This window comes from Pseudoalteromonas aurantia, from assembly GCF_005886875.1.
In the GTDB taxonomy this organism is placed as follows: domain Bacteria; phylum Pseudomonadota; class Gammaproteobacteria; order Enterobacterales; family Alteromonadaceae; genus Pseudoalteromonas; species Pseudoalteromonas aurantia_A.
This window is the reverse complement of record NZ_PNBY01000028.1, coordinates 1-18,294: the sequence shown is the minus strand read 5'-3', so window position 1 is coordinate 18,294 and position 18,294 is coordinate 1. Positions and strand designations below refer to the sequence as shown.

Annotated in this window: 10 protein-coding genes and 2 pseudogenes; 7 read left to right on the top strand and 5 right to left on the bottom strand. The window is 40.9% G+C overall.

Annotation, left to right across the window (positions count from 1 at the left end; translation table 11 throughout):
- Positions 1–115: 115 nt before the first annotated feature.
- Positions 116–1,798, top strand: a complete 1,683-nt coding sequence (locus CWC18_RS06175; RefSeq protein WP_138674918.1) for a dipeptidyl-peptidase 3 family protein — start codon at positions 116–118, stop codon at positions 1,796–1,798.
- Positions 1,799–1,832: 34 nt separating this feature from the next.
- Here CWC18_RS06175 and CWC18_RS06170 read toward each other — a convergent pair whose 3' ends face one another.
- Positions 1,833–2,228, bottom strand: a complete 396-nt coding sequence (locus CWC18_RS06170; RefSeq protein WP_138674917.1) for an HIT domain-containing protein — start codon at positions 2,226–2,228, stop codon at positions 1,833–1,835.
- A 115-nt stretch (positions 2,229–2,343) separates the two neighbouring features.
- Here CWC18_RS06170 and CWC18_RS06165 point away from each other — a divergent pair, with 115 nt between their 5' ends.
- A complete protein-coding gene (locus CWC18_RS06165; protein ID WP_249348099.1) occupies positions 2,344–4,557 on the top strand; it encodes a S9 family peptidase in 2,214 nt (737 codons plus the stop codon).
- A gap of 220 nt (positions 4,558–4,777) precedes the next feature.
- Complete coding sequence (locus CWC18_RS06160; protein WP_138674915.1) at positions 4,778–6,412, top strand: methyl-accepting chemotaxis protein; 1,635 nt, start codon at positions 4,778–4,780, stop codon at positions 6,410–6,412.
- A gap of 113 nt (positions 6,413–6,525) precedes the next feature.
- Here CWC18_RS06160 and CWC18_RS06155 read toward each other — a convergent pair whose 3' ends face one another.
- The 3 genes from CWC18_RS06155 to CWC18_RS06145 all read right to left on the bottom strand — a co-directional run bounded on the left by CWC18_RS06155 (position 6,526) and on the right by CWC18_RS06145 (position 10,223).
- On the bottom strand, positions 6,526–8,058 hold the full coding sequence (locus CWC18_RS06155; RefSeq protein WP_138589550.1) for a M17 family metallopeptidase: 1,533 nt from the start codon (positions 8,056–8,058) through the stop codon (positions 6,526–6,528).
- Between the two features lie 94 nt (positions 8,059–8,152).
- Positions 8,153–9,838: a carbon starvation CstA family protein gene (locus CWC18_RS06150; RefSeq protein WP_138589549.1), complete on the bottom strand. Its 1,686-nt coding sequence runs from the start codon at positions 9,836–9,838 to the stop codon at positions 8,153–8,155.
- 205 nt (positions 9,839–10,043) lie between these two features.
- Positions 10,044–10,223 carry a hypothetical protein gene (locus CWC18_RS06145; protein WP_138589548.1) on the bottom strand — a complete coding sequence of 60 codons (180 nt, stop codon included), beginning with the start codon at positions 10,221–10,223 and terminating at the stop codon, positions 10,044–10,046.
- A gap of 138 nt (positions 10,224–10,361) precedes the next feature.
- Here CWC18_RS06145 and CWC18_RS06140 point away from each other — a divergent pair.
- Both CWC18_RS06140 and CWC18_RS06135 read left to right on the top strand, forming a co-directional pair.
- A pseudogene (locus tag CWC18_RS06140) lies at positions 10,362–11,261 on the top strand (DDE-type integrase/transposase/recombinase); the annotation flags it as partial.
- Positions 11,262–11,451: 190 nt separating this feature from the next.
- A complete protein-coding gene (locus CWC18_RS06135; RefSeq protein ID WP_138674914.1) occupies positions 11,452–14,754 on the top strand; it encodes a methyl-accepting chemotaxis protein in 3,303 nt (1,100 codons plus the stop codon).
- 136 nt (positions 14,755–14,890) lie between these two features.
- Here the strand turns inward: CWC18_RS06135 and CWC18_RS06130 are convergent.
- Positions 14,891–16,098, bottom strand: a pseudogene (locus CWC18_RS06130) (IS256 family transposase).
- A gap of 309 nt (positions 16,099–16,407) precedes the next feature.
- Here CWC18_RS06130 and CWC18_RS06125 point away from each other — a divergent pair.
- A complete protein-coding gene (locus CWC18_RS06125) occupies positions 16,408–16,833 on the top strand; it encodes a substrate-binding domain-containing protein (RefSeq protein ID WP_138674913.1) in 426 nt (141 codons plus the stop codon).
- A 14-nt stretch (positions 16,834–16,847) separates the two neighbouring features.
- Entirely contained in the window at positions 16,848–17,966 is a 1,119-nt protein-coding gene (locus CWC18_RS06120) for a porin (protein WP_138589545.1), read from the top strand.
- Positions 17,967–18,294 lie beyond the last annotated feature (328 nt).

Below are 18,294 nucleotides of genomic sequence, written 5' to 3'. Positions count from 1 at the left end.
CTCTCATTTAGGTGAAAATAATATTTAATGCCAAATACATTATACAAAGGCAGCAATTAATAACGCATTCCGGTATGGTAGGCGTCACAAATCAATAACAAAAAATGAGTTTTCTATGAAACTTTCAAAGATCAGCTTAGCACTATTTCTTGCAAGCACATTCGCTTTAGGGGCCTGTTCTGATAACACCTCTAAACCTGCTCAATCAAGCAACTCTGAAGCGCAAAGTCATCACTACACGTTAGTTAATACTAACCAGTCCCGTCTCGATATTTATACTGAGGTTACACTTAATACTGACTTATCACACTTAAACGACAATCAGAAAAAGATGCTGAGTAAGCTCATCGATGCCTCAGAAATAATGGATGAATTATTTTGGAAGCAAAGTTTTGGAACGGATAAAGCAACATTTTTAGGCCGTATCAAAGACGATAAAGCACGTCAATTTGCCGATATTAATTATGGTCCATGGGATAGATTGGACGGTGACAAAGTCTTTCTCTCTGGCTTTGACACAAAAACCCCCGGAGCAGAGTTTTACCCCCATGATATTACAAAAGAAGAATTAAACACTGCTGCCATAAAAGATAAACAAGGGCTATACTCCCTGATCAAGCGAGATGAACAAGGCGCCCTATACAGCGTATCATACTCTGAAGCATTTAGTACTGAGCTCACACATGCAGCATCGTTATTAAGAGAAGCCAGTACTTTGGCCCAGGATAAAGAGTTTGCCAACTACCTTAATTTAAGGGCTGATGCACTTTTAAATAACAGCTATCAGCGCTCTGATTTCGCTTGGATGGATATGAAAAATAACCCAATCGATGTGGTGATTGGTCCAATTGAAACATATGAAGATCAGCTATTTGGCTATCGAGCTGGGTTTGAGTCATATGTACTTGTTAAAGATTTAGCATGGAGCGAGCGCCTAGCTAAGTTTGCTGCGTTTTTACCTGAACTCCAAACCGGCTTACCAGTCGATCAAAAATATAAGCAGGAAGTACCAGGCTCTGATGCTGACTTAAATGCGTATGACGTTATTTATTACGCAGGTCACTCGAATGCCGGCAGTAAAACCATTGCTATTAATCTCCCTAATGATGAGCAAGTACAGCTAGAAAAAGGCACTCGACGCCTGCAACTAAAAAATGCGATGCGTGCAAAGTTCAACAAAATTATGCTCCCCATCTCTGAGCAACTAATTGTACCTGAACAACGTAAACACATCACATTTGATGCATTCTTTGCCAATACTATGTTCCATGAAGTTGCTCATGGTCTAGGTATAAAAAATACCATCACAGGAAAAGGCACCGTTCGCCAGTCTCTGCAAGAACATGCCAGTGCCCTAGAAGAAGGCAAAGCCGATATTCTAGGTCTTTATATGGTTGAACAGCTCCTCAAAAAAGGAGAGATCACAGAAGGTACCCTAGAAGATTATTATACGACCTTTATGGCGGGGATCTTCCGCTCAGTGCGTTTTGGTGCGTCAAGTGCACACGGTAAAGCTAATATGATCCGTTTTAACTTCTTCAAAGAGCAAGGTGCATTCTCTAAAAATAAGCAAGGCCTTTACAAAGTTAATATGCAAAAGATGGCCATCGCGATGAAAAACCTCTCACAGTTGATCCTAACGCTGCAAGGTGATGGCGACTATGAAAAAGTAAGCAAACTGATCGCCACTCATGGTGACATAAAAGCTGAATTACAGGCGGATTTAGCGAAACTGTCCGCTGCAAATATCCCTGTAGACGTTACTTTCAAGCAAGGTAAAGCGATACTGGGCCTATAAACCAACGCTACATTTTTAAACTAAGAAGAAGGCGCTATAATGATAGCGCCTTTTTGAGTTCGACAAGCTGTTCATCTGAATAAGCAACGGGAGAACGCAAGCCCCAAACCGGCTTTGGCCATGCTATATCCGTTGTAAAACGAGCTATATGGTGCACATGTAACTGCGGCACCATATTTCCCAGCGCAGCAACATTGAGCTTATCAGGGTTAAACACATCTCGTAGTAACTCGCTGAGTTTTGCCGACTCCAACCAAAATGTTTTTTGCTGTGTATCTGTTAAGTCGATTATTTCTTTTAAACCGCTTATTCTTGGTACTAAAATGAACCATGGGTACTGGCTATCATTCATCAATAACACTTTACATAACGGCCAATCAGCCAGCGCGATGCAGTCTCTTTGTAATTCTGAGGCTAACTCAAATGTCATCAATCTCTCCAACGTATTTTTATTCGCACTCTATCCCAATTTATTGCCATTGCCTATGCTTGCTTATACCATTTACTAAATAATTACATTTTTATAAGGCATTCTTGTGCGAGCGATTTTAGCGTCTTTAACCTTCAGCCTGCCATTACTATTAAATAGTACTGGTATTGCGGCCAAGCCATTAACCCTTGAACGTATTTTTGATGATCCAAGTTTAGCAGGTAAAGCGCCTGTAAAACTCAAGTTTTCTCCTGACGGTAAGCGTGTGACTTACTTACAAGGTAAGGTCGATGACTATAACCGTTACGATCTTTGGGAATACAACCTGAAAGACAAATCTAATCGTTTATTGGTTGACTCTGCAGCCTTATTCTCTGGGCCAGAAACATTATCGAATGAAGAAAAGGCACGCCGAGAAAGGCAGCGTGTATTTGGTCGTGGTATTTTAGAGTACAAATGGTCAACGGATGGAAAAGCGCTCTTATTTCCATTGAATGGCGACCTATATCACTATCAGGTCAGTACGGGGAAAAGTAAAAAGCTAACTAATACCGAGGCCTTTGAAACAGATGCGCGATTTTCGCCAAAAGGCAATTATGTGTCTTTCATTCGCGAACAAAACTTATATGCCCTAGAACTTGCCTCTGGCAAAGAAATAGCGCTCAGCACAGATGGTGGTGGCGTTATAAAAAATGGGATGGCGGAGTTTGTCGCCCAAGAAGAAATGAGCCGAATGACTGGCTATTGGTGGGCTGGTGATGAATCAAAGGTCGCCTTCACTCGAATTGATGAAAGCCCTGTTGAGGAAGCGATTCGTAATGAAATATATGCCGATGAAGTTAAGTTATTCAATCAACGCTATCCATTTACGGGCACAAACAATGTCAAAATTGCATTGGGTGTAGTAAACATCAATGATCAACAAGTAGACTGGGTTGATTTAGGTAAAGACCAAGACATTTATCTCGCTAGAGCCAAATGGCTTAAAGATAATAAAACATTGTCATATCAATGGCAAAATCGCTCACAACAGGCCTTAGAGCTGCGCTTTTATGATAGCAAAACCAAAAAACAATCTGTTGCTTTGACAGAACGTAGCGATACTTGGGTTAATTTACACTTTGATTTACGCTTCTTAAACGACAAAAAACACTTTATCTGGGCTTCTGAGCGTGATGGTTATAAACACCTATACTTATACCGTACTAATGGTCAATTAGTACGCCAAATAACTCAAGGTGAGTGGATCGTTGACTCTATAAAGGGCATTGATGAACAAAAAGGCCTTGTCTATTTTGCAGGTCGTGCCGATACACCATTAGAGCAGCATCTGTATAGTGTCAGCATATTCAAAGACAGCAACGCCAAACGTGTTACTCAATTAGGTAGCTATCATAAAGTGGTGGTTGCTAAAGATGCCCAAACATTTATCGACAACAGTTCAGCTGTTAATAAACCAAACTCGGTTGCCTTGCGTAAAGTCAATGGGGAGTTTATTACTTGGCTTGAGCAAAATCCACTGAATAAAAACCACCCTTTAACCCCCTACCTAAGCGACCTTGCAGAACCTGAGTACGGGACGATTAAAGCGCAAGATGGGCAAACCTTGCACTATCGTATTTTTAAACCAGCCAATATGAAAAAAGGCAAAAAGCACCCTGTTATGGTTAACGTCTACGGGGGGCCTCATGCGCAACGAGTAACCAATAGTTGGCGCAGTAAGAACCTGTACTTTCAATACATGGCCCAACGAGGCTATGTGATTTTCCAACTTGATAACCGAGGCTCTTATAACCGAGGCAAAGCATTTGAAGCGCCAATTTATAAGCATTTAGGTGAAGTAGAAGTTGCAGATCAAATCAAAGGGGTTGAGTTTTTACGTACACTTGATTACGTCGACTCAACACGAATTGGTATTTATGGTCATAGCTATGGCGGATATATGGCACTGATGGCCATGTTTAAGGCGGGCGATTACTTTCAAGCAGGTGTATCGGGTGCGCCAGTAACTGATTGGGCGTTATATGATACCCATTACACAGAGCGTTACTTAGGACACCCAAAAACCAACGCGGTTGGATATGAGCAAAGTGCAGTATTCCCCTTCGCGGATAACTTAAATGGCCCATTAATGGTTTATCACGGCATGGCAGATGACAACGTATTATTTACTCATGCAACCAAATTATTTAAGCAGCTACAAGACAATGCAAAGCCATTTGAAATGATGACATACCCAGGTTCAAAACACAGTTTACGTGGTAAAAAAGTGCAAACCCATTTACATCAAACTATCACAAACTTCTTTAATCGACATTTTGACATGTAATCAAAAACGGTTGCAAGTTCCTATAAAGCCTACTTTTGTAGGCTTTATATTAGACCAAAATCTAATTGTATTATCACCCCATCAAAAAATCACAACTTTCTATTTTAAAAGAAAAAATTATTCAAATTTTTTACTGACAGTCCCTCTTTAATTATTTATCTTACAGTATTCACCTTCTATTTTTATGCACAGGATTGTGTATTTTTATAAGGATACCTATATGCAGTTTCTACGACGATTCACTATTTTTCAGCGACTCATGATGTTGCTGATGGTGGTTGTGCTCGGGCTGGTTTTGTTAAGTATAACCAACCTGACTCAGCAATATGCCACCCTTGAAAAACAACAATATGAAAAAACCAAAAACTTGGTAGAAACAGCGCATAGCCTACTCACTTTGTATCACACCCAATACCTCGAAGGTGTATTACCTGAAGTTGTTGCAAAACATGCTGCTCTAACAGCAATCAAAGGCTTGAAATATGATGGCGATAACTACTTTTGGGTGAATGACTTTAACCCCACAATGATAATGCACCCCCTCAAGCCTCAACTTGATGGTAACAGCTTAGTCAATAGTAAAGATCCAGATGGCACGCGCCTATTTGTCGAAATGGTCAACGTGGTAAAAAAACAGGGGGAAGGCTTTGTGCCCTACAAATGGCCAAAACCTGGTGCTCAAACCCCCGTTGATAAAATATCTTTCGTGAAAGGGTTTACGCCGTGGCAATGGATAATCGGTTCTGGTGTGTACTTAGATACCATTGATGCGGCATTTTCTGAATTGCGCTGGCTAATGATCATTGATGTCGTGGTCATTATTATTATCTTAGCTGTACTTAGCAGCGTAATAAGTAACAGTGTCTTGCACCCCATTCGCTTGGCAGCAGATATGATGAAGGATATATCTCAAGGTCAAGGAGATTTAACCCAGCAGCTAGATGAACACGGCAATGACGAGATCTCTCGACTCTCTCGATATTTCAACTCATACACTGAAAAAATGCGCCACTCCATTGCTCAAGTCTCAGAAAACACCCGCCATGTTGAACAATTTGCTAATCAAGTTGACGACGCTGGAAAAGTTAATCTAACTCACATTGAGCAACAAGATGATAACAGCAGGCAAGTTGCAACAGCAGTAGAACAAATGAGCACCCAAATACAAGCCGTCAGCGAAAACGCACATGCAGCAGAAATTGCAGCTAAAGACGCTCTGCAAAACAGCGAGCAAGGAAAACTTGTGATCGCAAATACCATTACAGCGATTCAAACGCTTTCATCTAACATACAAAGTGTGAGTAAAGTATCAGCAATTTTAGCAACCGAAAGCAATAATATTGGCTCCGTACTTGATGTCATACGTGGCATTTCCGAACAGACCAATTTACTGGCTCTCAATGCAGCGATTGAAGCGGCCAGAGCTGGTGAACAAGGTAGAGGTTTTGCTGTCGTGGCTGATGAAGTACGTACGCTAGCCAGCCGCACGGGGCAAAGCACGGACGAAATTCAAAAAATGATTGAGAAGCTACAAAAAAATGCCCAAGAAACGGTCAATGCAGTGCAATCATGTCAGGAAATTTCAGAGAATACCGTCGCACAGGCCAGCGGAGCCGATCAAGTATTAGACGAAATTGAACGCTTAATCACGGTGATCAGTGATATGAATAGCCATATCGCACGGGCAACACAAGAACAAAGCAGCGTAGCACAAGAAGTCAACTTACGTATTACCGACTTATCGAATGCGACCCAGCAATCATTAGACACAACGCAGACATTGACTGATGCCAGCCTCAACTTAAAACAATCTAGTCACCAATTAGGCCAAGTTGTGCAACGTTTTAAAATTTAAGTAAATACCGGATAATGCATTATATCATGCATTGTCCGGTCTGGTTTTTAAGTGTCTGCTCTAATGCCTACTCTTAATTAGCATCATAAATACACCACACTTAACACGTAGGCTTATAAGCAATAACGGGCAAATAAGCTCGCCACTGTCGCTGCAGTTGGTTTACCGTGCTGCCAATCACCACCTTCAACACCACTGCCAGCAATATCCATATGCACATACGGAATAGGCTGTTCTGCATCGCTACCATGCTTATCTAAACCACCCACTAATGCTAAAAATGCCATTGGGAATTGATGCCCGCGCGCAGTAATGGCCGATGGCGCATTATTACTTGAGATCACATCATCTGCCAATGTGCGAGGCTTGATAAAATCATAATCCTCACGGCGACTACGTGATAACTCAGCCCCATCAGCCCACAAATCACCAATATCTGCCAATTGACGAGATACTTTTGCAGCTCGGGCTGGGCCGTTTTCAACATACGCGCTATATGGACCCACTGCACGGGCTGCATGCCCTGTGAGTGTAGCGACAGTGAATAATTCAGGATTAATTTGAGATTGTGCCAAATCCTTCATTTCACTTAATAGATCACCCATCGCCAAGCGCCCCTCAGCATCGGTATTACCGATTCGTACTTTTAACCCTTCGCGACACGTTACGATTTCATCTGGGACAAAACAGTCTGAACCTATAGAGTTGCGTACAACCGCTAAGTAAGCAATTACTTTTACGCCTTTAGGCTGAAAATCAGCAACCGCTTTCATAAACCCAGCGACAGAGGCTGCACCGCCTTTGTCTCGGCTCATACCCGCCATAAAGCCACCAACTTTTAAATCAGCGCCGCCTGTGTCGTATACTAAGCCTTTACCAACAAACATCAATGTACGAGTTACGTCACCTGTTGGTGTATATTCTAGTTTAACAACGCGAGGGTGGTGGCGCTCAACAGTATAAGATGCACGGGCGACCATACCTAACATAGGGTAATCACTTTCAATCTTATCAATATCAGCAATCACTTCGACGGATACAGACGTGTTTGCAAAGAGCTCGACACAATAGTCAGCAAAACGCGGTGGGGCCATTCTTTCCGGCTCAGTACCACATAAATCTCTCGCAGCATATTGTCCAGAAGCTATTGCGTTCAATTGCTTAGCTTGCGCGTCGCTTGCGCCTACTAAGTGTATTTCCGTAACCGGTTCAATACTTTCACCACGATACTCACGAGCTTCCAGTGGCTGCCATAGCGCTTGGCATGCACCTAGAAAAGCAACCTCTAATGCATTTTTATAACGTTCATCGGCAGGTAGCCCCGTAACAATAAGTGCCGGTTTCGTCACGCCCGCAGCTTTGGCTTCTACGATGGCTGATTTTGCGGCGTCAAAGACTCGACGTACATCGTCATAATCACGATGTAATGGACCTGTTGGGGATACAATTAAGCGCTTGCCTGGTAGATCATTAGCCAGTACTAGTGTCGCTTTACTATTAATGCGCTGATCAACCGCTAAATAGGGTGCCAAAGCAACATCAAGCTGAGTATGACCCAAACCTTGCGTATTAGCAGCGATGACAATCACCGCATCGGCATCTTGGGTTAAAAAATCATGACAGGGTAACGCAAGAGGAAAAGACATAAAAAAGCCCTTAAAGATTAATTTAAGGGCGTAATTATCAGCTATTTGTACCGTGTTTACCAGTTTGTACGATAAACCCAATTGTTATCTTGTATCATTGAGTTTGCTGTTGTGTAGCGTTATCTTGCCTAAGGCGACTTATCACCGACCAAGCTTCAAGCATCACTAGGACACTCACAACCAGTACAACAATATCCAAACTCACTAACAACCAATTCCCTTGTTCATAATATTCAACCAGCTTAATAAGCCCGGCAAAAAATGCCATGACCAACACAAAACTCATTGGGATCAAGGTATACTTCGCAGGCCTTCCCAATTTAATCAAATAAACCGAAATCACCAATAACGTTAAACTGGCTAATATTTGGTTTGTTGATCCAAACAACGGCCAAATTATCATGCCACCACTGCCTGACGCGCCACCTGCACCAAACGCCAACAATAAACAACATGCTACGGCAATAAACGTCGCGACCATGCCATTTTTAAGCAGGTTAAGTTGATAAATATCACCCCACTCTTGAATAATATACCGTTGAAGTCGCACACCCGAGTCCATGGTCGTCCCTGCAAAAAGCACTACCATTACTGCAAGTAATGTGCCTGCAATTTCGGCAGAAATTCCCCAGCCACTGCTGATCAAATTAGAGCCGCCTGTAATAAACGCAGAGACACTCCCTGCACCTAAGTGGCTATATATTTCATGCCACTCCTCTGGTGACACAGCCAGCATAACCCCACTCACCGCAACTAAAGTGATTAACGCTAAACTGCCTTCACCAACGGCCCCCAAATACCCGACAAAGCGCGCATCTTTTTCTTTGTTTAATTGCTTTGAGCTTGTACCAGAAGACACAATGCCATGAAAACCTGAAACAGCGCCACACGCTATCGTCACAAACAATAAAGGAATAATGCTCGGTGTATCAACAACCGTTTGCGTGTTAAATGCCGGCGCAGTAATATCGGGCATCACCACAAATACAGCGCCGTATAGCAGTACAAGCCCTACCAACAGCTGCATGCCATTAATAAAATCTCTCGGTTGCAGTAGCATCCATACCGGAAGTAAAGACGCCACAGCCGCATACACAAACAAAATAACAATCCAGCTGGCTTTGTCAGTTAAACCAAATATTTCGCTCGGTAAAGCTATCGGCGCGCCGGTGCCCATATAAATGGTGGCATAAAGTATCGCTACACCCACAAAACACAATGGTAACAATGGTACTTTACGTTTTAATAGCTGACCTATTACCAACGCAACGACTATCGCAGCCCACGCTGGCAGCACCGCAGTCGGGTTAGCGACAAAAGAATTCGCAATCACCACACCAAATACGGCATTAACCATCAACAATACCAAAAACACCACAATCATAAATAAAGCCCGAGTGCGTTTGCCTATCACGGTTTCAGAGAGCGCCCCCATTGACTTACCTTTGTGCCGCGCACTTGCCCAAAGCGCGCCCATATCATGTACGCCAGCAAAAAAGATAGTTCCTATTACTACCCATAAAACCGCGGGGACCCACCCCCAATAAACTGCAATAGCAGGTCCAACAATAGGTGCAGCTCCCGCAACAGAGGTAAAGTGATGACCCCATAAAACCACTTTATTCGTAGGCACATAGTCTACCCCATCCTTAAGTTCATGGGCTGGTGTGACAAAGTCATCATCCATTTTAAATATTTTTTCAGCAATAAATTTGGAGTAAACAAACCACCCAAATATCATCCCGGCAATGCCAAACAGTACAATCATAATCGATTGCATAGTGCGCTCCTGTGAATTGTTATTTTTTTATTTATCTCACGCTATCACAAAAATCCCCAACAACACTTATCTTTTAGTCTAAGTGCATTGAGGGTAGCCCTTGCTAGGTCTATTCACTGTCAAATAAGCCCAATTGGGGTTGGCCTTGTTTTGAGTCTAATAAACCAATTTGGATACCAATTAGCCTGACAGACTTGTGTCGAAATCACGCCAATAATTCTTTTAATAAATTACAAAAAACCGCAGCATTGACCTCGTCAAATTGACACTCTTTGCTTACTTGTTGAAAATCGTGAAACTTGACCTTAACACCGAGCTTAGCAATCCCTCGCTCTTTGATATGCTGAGCTGCACGCTTTTCAAGTTCAAGCAATAAATCACACATTAAGCGTTTTTTAGTAACTCTAAAACACTAGTATCTTCATTGAATGTCGTTTCTCCCCCTACAGAACTGGCCCCAATTTCGGACGTAACTTTAAGTGATTGATCTGTATTATAGTAACCAAAAATATTGGAACAGATGATGACTAGAAAACGCAGAAACCACTCTCCTGAATTTAAAGCTAAAGTGGCTTTGGCCACTGCTGCTAAAGGAGATAAAACCGTTGCTTAATTAGCACAGAAATACACTCTTCACGCAAACCAAATCGCTACATGGGAAAAAGAACTGCTTGAAAATGCGGCTATGATCTTCTCCTCTATGAGCTTAACTGGTAAAGGCAACTCAGAAGAAACAGATAAACTACACGCCAAAATCAATCAGTTAATCATGAAAAATAATTTTTTGGCGAAAGTGCTCGGTAGTTAGATCGGGAACAGCGTAAGCATTCGCTGGATAAATCCACCCAACTATCGATAAAGCGTCAATGTGGGCTGTTTAATATTGTTTGACCGCTATTGTCAGCCTATAGGCCTCTGTGCTGAGGAAGCTAAGTTACGCTGTATGGTTGATGAAATTCACCTCCAGTATCCATTTATGGACAGTCGACGTATTCGTACTGAACTGGCTAAAAAGAATCGCCACGTTAATCGGAAGCGGAGTGTCAGAATCATGCGGGATATGGGCATTGGCGAGATTTACCCTAGCCAAGCTTGGGCAATTGATATTACCTATATTCCCATGGCTAAAGGCTTCTTATACTTGGCCGCGATTATTGACTGGTATAGTCGAAAGGTATTGTCCTGACGGCTTTTAAATGCTATGGATACGCACTTTTGCATCGAAGCACTTGAAGAGGCAATTCAATGCTATGGTGCACCTGATATGTGTAACTCAGATCAAGATAGTCAGTTTACCAGTACCGAGTTCACACAGAAGCTGCTTGAGCAAAATGTACGGATCAGCATGGATGATAAAGGTCGCTGAATAGACAATGTATTTATCGAAAGATTATGGAGAAGTCTAAAATATGAGGAAGTTTATTAAAAGGCGTTCAAGACGCCACGCTGAATTTAAAAATGTGCACGGTAGGTTAGTTTCAGTGAATAGCCTCTTTGGTGCAATCAATAATAGAAAATTATAATATAGTTAATATTATAGGTCTGAATAACTAGATCTTAAGCTGTTCTGTTCTATGCTCTATAGGTACTTCACTGCCATGGAGATAATATTAATGCATAAGTTTGCAAAAAAGCTTAAATCATTAAATTTAACAAAAAAGTTGATTTCTGCTTGGTTAGCGGTGTCTCTAATACCACTTTTTATCATCATTGGTATCGCACTTTCTACGGCATCTAACTCTATGACCAGTCAGATTTATTCTCAATTGGGTGCTGTCAGTCAAATAAAAAAAAGTGCCATTAATCGGTATTTTACAAATGTTGAGAGACAACTAGATACTTTTATTGCAAACCCAATGTTGCCCATTATAGCAGATGAATTTATTTCTAGTTTTAACCAAATTGAATCATCACATACACCTTCCATTTTGGCAGATTTTTATAGCAATAAATTTGCTAAACGCTTTATAAAAGAAAATCCTCAAAACACACAATTTACAGCAGAAGCACAGTTAGCTGGGATGAGCCACATAAGCGTTGAATTACAAATGCGTTACATTTCTAATAATAAATACCCCATAGGTGAGAAACAGAAATTATTTGAAACGGGTCATTTTGATAATTACGATCTAGCACATCGGGCCTATCATCAATATTTTGTTGATATGGCAGATATCTATGGCTTTCATGATATTTTCATTATAGACCCACTAACAGGGCATATTGTCTACTCTGTTTTTAAAGAAATTGATTACGCGACCTCATTAGATACAGGCCCATACGCTAAAAGCAATTTAGCTGATTTATATCGTCAGTTAAAGCATGCTACCCGCTCAGATAAAACAGAATTTGCTGATTACAAACAGTATATGCCGTCCTATAACGCCCCAGCAAGCTTCGTTGGTCGTGCAATTATAGTCGAGGGTGAAGTGGTTGCCATCATTGTGGGTCAACTTTCTATCGATTCGATCAATGAAATCATGACTGAGAGAGAAGGCTTAGGAAATAGTGGAGAAACCTATTTAGTGGGTCCTGAGAAATTAATGCGTTCGGATTCATACCTAGATAGTAAATTCCATTCAGTGAGTAATTCGTTTAAGTTTCCAAAAAATGGGCGCGTTGATACTGTCGCAGTAAACGAGGCACTCGATAACCTTTCCAATCAAAAAATCATTGTTAACTATAACGGAAACTCTGTTCTATCCACTTATATACCTGTTAAAGTATTCGATATTAATTGGGCTCTGATTGCTGAGATTGACGAAAATGAAGCCTTTGCTTCAGTAACATCACTCATAGAAAAGTTAGTTTTCATTATTGCTATTACCATTTTAATAGTCACCTCTGGGGCTTTGTGGTTTGCGCGCACTTTAACACGCCCTGTTTTTGATCTCGAAGCCACGATGAGATTGGTTGAGCAACAGGGAAATTTTTCACTGCGTACTCCCATTAGTTCTGGTGATGAAATTGGTAATTGTGCGCAGGCATTTAACTCTCTTTTGGAGGCCATTCAACTTTCAATTACTGCAACGAACAGTGTGATGAATCAGCTTGCATCAGGCAATTTTAATTACAGGATAGAAGTCAGTTGTCGGGGTGAGTTAGATTCACTTAAACAAGCGACAAATAATTGTGCTAGCACATTGAGTGATGCCATCTCAGAACTAAACCAAATCTCACTAGACATGTCTGATGGAAAGTTTGATACCCAATTAACGACCCCTATGTCAGGAGAGCTTGACTCGTTAAAGGCGAATATCAATGATTCATTAGCTTCAATTAATTCGACGGTGAGTGGTATTGTGCATGTCATGAAAAATGTCGAACAAGGTAACTTCAAGGAACAAGTAACAGTAACTGCTAAAGGTAAGTTAGGTAATTTAAAGGAAAGTGTGAATAACTCAGTAAACAGTGTCCAAGTTGCGATAAGTGGCATCAGTGGCGTGATGTCAGCGTTAAAGCTAGGGGACTTTTCTGCTAAATTAGATGTGCCGCTTTCAGGTCAATTGGGTCACTTAAAAGAAAGTATAAACTCTAGTATTGGTAATTTAGACACCATCATGGGTGAAATTGGACAAGTTATGTCAGGCGTGAGTTCTGGCGACTTCAAGCAACAAATTCAAGTTGAGGCGACTGGTCAGTTAGCTGAGTTAAAAAACAATATCAATAGTTCTATAACCTCTGTAGATATTGCTATTTCTGAGATTTCTACGGTGATTATGTCAATCAGTCATGGCCGATTTGACCAAGTTATTAAGTCAAAAATGTCAGGTCAATTAAATGTGCTTAAAGCTGACATTAATGATTCGGTTAAAAACTTAAATTTGGTCATTGAAGAGCTAGGCACTGTGATGGAAGCCATGTCTAAAGGTGATTTCACGCACAATATAGCATTGCCTTTGCAGGGGCAATTACAGCGTCTTAAAGAAGGGGTGAATGATTCTACCGACCAAGTCTCAGAAGCCATCAGTGAGTTTAGTGACGTCATTTCAAATTTGGCACGTGGTGACTTAAGCCATCATGTTACAGGCGTATATTCAGGTGTTTTTGGTACTTTAAAAGAAGACATTAATTCAACAATTTTAAAGTTGACTGATGTCATTCAAGATATTCAATCGGCCTCAAATAATGTAGCTCAAAGTGCTGCTGAAATCGCATCGAATAACACCGAGATTAGCCAAAGAACGGAAGAACAAGCTGCAAATCTTGAAGAGGCTGGAGCAAGTACTGCCAATATGCTTGACGAGCTAACAATGGTTGCCAATCAATCAAATGGGGCTGTGCTATTGGCTTCTAATGCTGAGCAAATTGCAATCGAAGGCGGAGAGTTATCTACCCAAACTGTATCGGCCATTAATGAGGTCAATCGAGCCAGTAAAGACATTAATGAGATTGTATCGGTTATCGATGAACTTGCCTTTCAAACAAATTTATTGGCATTGAACGCTGCGGTTGAGGCGGCTCGTGCTGGTGAACATGGCCGTGGATTCGCAGTGGTTGCTAATGAGGTTAGGGAATTGGCCGGCCGTAGTGCTGCTTCAGCTAAACAAATAAAAGAAATTATTGGCAACAGTAACCACAAAGTTGCACAGGGTACCGAGCTGGCAAATAGTTCGGGTGAAAAACTTGGGCAAATTATGGAAGCCGTGTCTGATGTGAGTGCGAATATAACGAAGATAAATGGGTCAACTAAAACACAACAACAGGCTATCAAAGAAGTAGACATTGTGGTTCAGAGGCTTTCAGAGCTTGTACAAACTAATTCAGCAGTTACAGAAGAGGCGATGGCAGCCGCTAAGAAAATGGCTGATCAAGCACATGCGATGCGAGAGCAGTTAAGTTATTTTAATTTATCAGAGTGGGTACCACAGCCTTCGAAAGACAAAGTAACGGCATTGACTCATAAAGTTATATGAAACTCACATCAAAATAATTAAAGTGATTACTAATATTAGGGCAGCATGCAAATAACTTTCGTTCGATTGGTTCATGGAGTAATAGAATGTGTACTAGACGACGACCCTGTAAATAATTCTGTGTAACTGCTCTTAGTTACAAGTATTCAGTTAGTCGGTCTTCAAACATAATCATAAAACGGTTTAGAGCTTGCTTCCAGTTATGAATAGGCATTGTCCACCTCTTGGAAGCATCCATTATCGCTAAGTACACCACCTTTCTAGCCGATTCATCTGTCGGGAACAGTTTGCGTTTCTTGGTCGCTTTTCAGATCACGCTGTTCAGAGATTAAATAGCATTTGTCGTGTAGATAGCTTTACGAATATCTTGAGGGTAGCTAAATAGAGTATTGAGATTATCCCAATGAGCCGTCCAGGAGCGACTGATTTGAGGGTACTTTTCATCCCATTTATCACCAAAGTGCTCTAACGCCAAAAGGGCTTCATCTTCCGTTGTTGCTTGATAGATTTCTTTTAAGTCAGTGGTAATTGCCTTGTAGTCTTTCCATGGGACGTATTTCATTGAGTTTCGCACCATGTGTACGATACAGAGCTGAATTTGAGTTTTTGGATAAACGGCATTGATGGCATCAGGAAAGCCCTTGAGGCCATCAACACACGCGATGAGGATATCATTCACGCCTCGATTTTGAAGTTCGGTGAGTACGCTAAGCCAGAACTTCGCTCCTTCGGTTTCGGACATCCACATCCCAAGAAGTTCTTTCTGATCTTCAATATTTACGCCAAGTGCGAGATAAATAGCTTTGTTGATAACCTGCTTATTCTGGCGTGCTTTCACGACGATGCAATCGAGATAAACGATGGGATAGACCACATCAAGCGGGCGAGATTGCCACTCAACCACGTGTTCTAAAACAGCATCTGTAACTTTAGATATTAGACTGGCGGAGATATCCGCGTCGTACATTTCTTTGAATGTTGCGACGATTTCACGGGTAGTCATTCCTTTGGCATATAGGCTTAAGATCTTGTCGTCCATCGATTGAAATCGGGTTTGATGTTTACGAACAAGCTTGGGTTCAAAGGACCCGTCACGGTCACGAGGGACTTCTAACTGGATCTCACCATCGTCTGTAATTAGGCGTTTAGATGAGTAGTCATTTCGACTGTTACTATCGTTAGTTGGTGAGTTTTTTCGTAACCAAGGTGCTCATTAAGTTCAGCATTTAAGGCTGTCTCAACCGTCACCTTGGTTAACATTTTCCTAAAGTCATCAAGATCAGAAGGAGTCTTAATCGACTTAGCTGCTTCGCGAGCGAAGGCTTCTAAAGCTTTCTTATCCATATTGCTTACCCTCAGCCATTACTGGCTTAATTATAAGCAGATACACAATTAAAATTACAGGCTCGAGAGCTTATCTGGCCATTAAAGTATTCAATACCGCTTTTGATTATTGTTATTAATACTTTCAATGCCATAGCCTGTAATATTTTTGTATTCGTTAACCTGAATTAAATATTAAAAGCCACTATTTTTTTATACTTACCCATCGATCGATTGTTTATTATTTGAACATATTGTATTTCTATTCTATAACTTTGAATGCGTACTACATTTATGCTTTTTAAATGGTTTTCTTAGGAGGCCCCTATCATGAAATATAGTGTTTCAACGGTTTTTTTATCCGTCGCTATTTCTTCATTTTGTTCGTTTAGCACATTGGCTGAGGTTGCTGTTGTAGTTCACCCATCAAACCAAATCAATTTGACTAAAAACGAAATAAAGAGAATCTACCTAGGCAAAATGAAGAATTTTGCCAATGGCCAAGTCATTTTACCCATTGATTTATCGGAAGGTGACAAGACACGTAATGCATTTAATAAACAACTTCTTGGGAAGTCTTCTAGCCAAATTAAAGCGTATTGGTCGAAATTAATCTTCACAGGTAAAGGGACCCCACCTAAAAATGTGAGGTCCGAGAGTGAAGTGATCAGTGCCGTAGCGGCTAACCCTGGCACAATTGGTTATGTTGAAGCTTCACAGGTTACTGACCAAGTTAGAGTTATTGTCAAATTTTAGGTAAAGGTGACAAAATGAAAATAACACATTCCTTAATTTTATTGTTAATCTTGGCAACAGCATTGTCTTTTACCGTAAAAGCGGATGTCAAATTCAGTGGCTATGGATCTGTTGTAGCTGGTCAGACGTTAGATGATGACGAACGTTTTACAGCTGACTTTTTTGAAGTTGGTCAATATAAAAACGAGTTTACATTTAATGCAGAGACGATGATCGCACTTCAAGCAACAGCAAACCTAGCTGATAATTTGATGATGACAGCGCAATTAACCAGTAAGGGCAGTGATGACTTTAAACCTGAGTTAAGTTGGTATTACTTAACTTACCTTACTGACAATGATTGGACATTCATGTTGGGGCGTCGAAATATCCCAATGTACTATTACTCTGAATTTTATGATGTCGGGTTTGCTTATCCATGGATGAGACCACCTTCAAATTTGTACTGGTGGCAAATTGTTCAGTTTAATGGTGTTCACATATCTAAAGATTTCTCATGGGGCGACTTATCAAATAATGTCACTGCATACTATGGAAATGAAAACTCTGAAGACAATAAAGAGATGGGTTTTTATGCAGAACAAGGTTTTTATGATACTGCCGAAAATAAAGCGATTGGTGTAAATGAAAATTGGCGCGACATCACGGGAGTCAGTTGGAATATCTCTGGCGACTTTTTTGATGTACGTGTGGCGTATATGGAACATCAACTGGACCGAGATTTTGTTATGGATAATGATACAATCCGTGTAGGTTTGAGAACCTCGCAAAAATTTTATGGGGTAGGCGGTTCGCTTGATTTTAGTCCATTTACAGTTTTATTTGAATATAACTATGTAAGACGCTATGACAGTTACCAAGAGGAATGGCCCACCTTCATTTTATCTTTGGTTTATACGTGGAATGAGTTCCAGCCATACATTGTCTACTCAAAAGCTGATCAAGATAGAGTCAACGGTGGCGAATATGAAGAACATACATTAATAAGTTACGGAGTTCGTTACGATTTCGCAAGCAGTGCGTCTTTAAAAGTTCAATTTGATAATTTTAACGATCAGGGCCATGAACCCTCCGGTTGGGACTTCCACGGCAGTTCAGACACACTATCATTTGGTGTTGATTTTATCTTCTAGCTTTTTCTAATTTAGAGTCCTTGTTGATAAGCCACACTTTGTGGCTTATTTACTCTCTATATTTTCTTTTTTATTATGTTGTATTAGACATATATGGACACTCCCAGTGTCTCAAACAAAATAACTCTGGCTGGGTAGAATAAACTACCTCTTTTTTTCATTTCGTCGCTGACAATGTTTGACGTTTGACCCACTTGCAATAAAGCGTTGCTCTGACATATATCCGGGCTTAACTGTTATTTCAGTGCTCCTAATGAGCTTCGAGCCTACAGTTGTGATTGGTTGATAATTTCTTCACTATAAGGTGCTTGTAGTGGTCAACTAATTT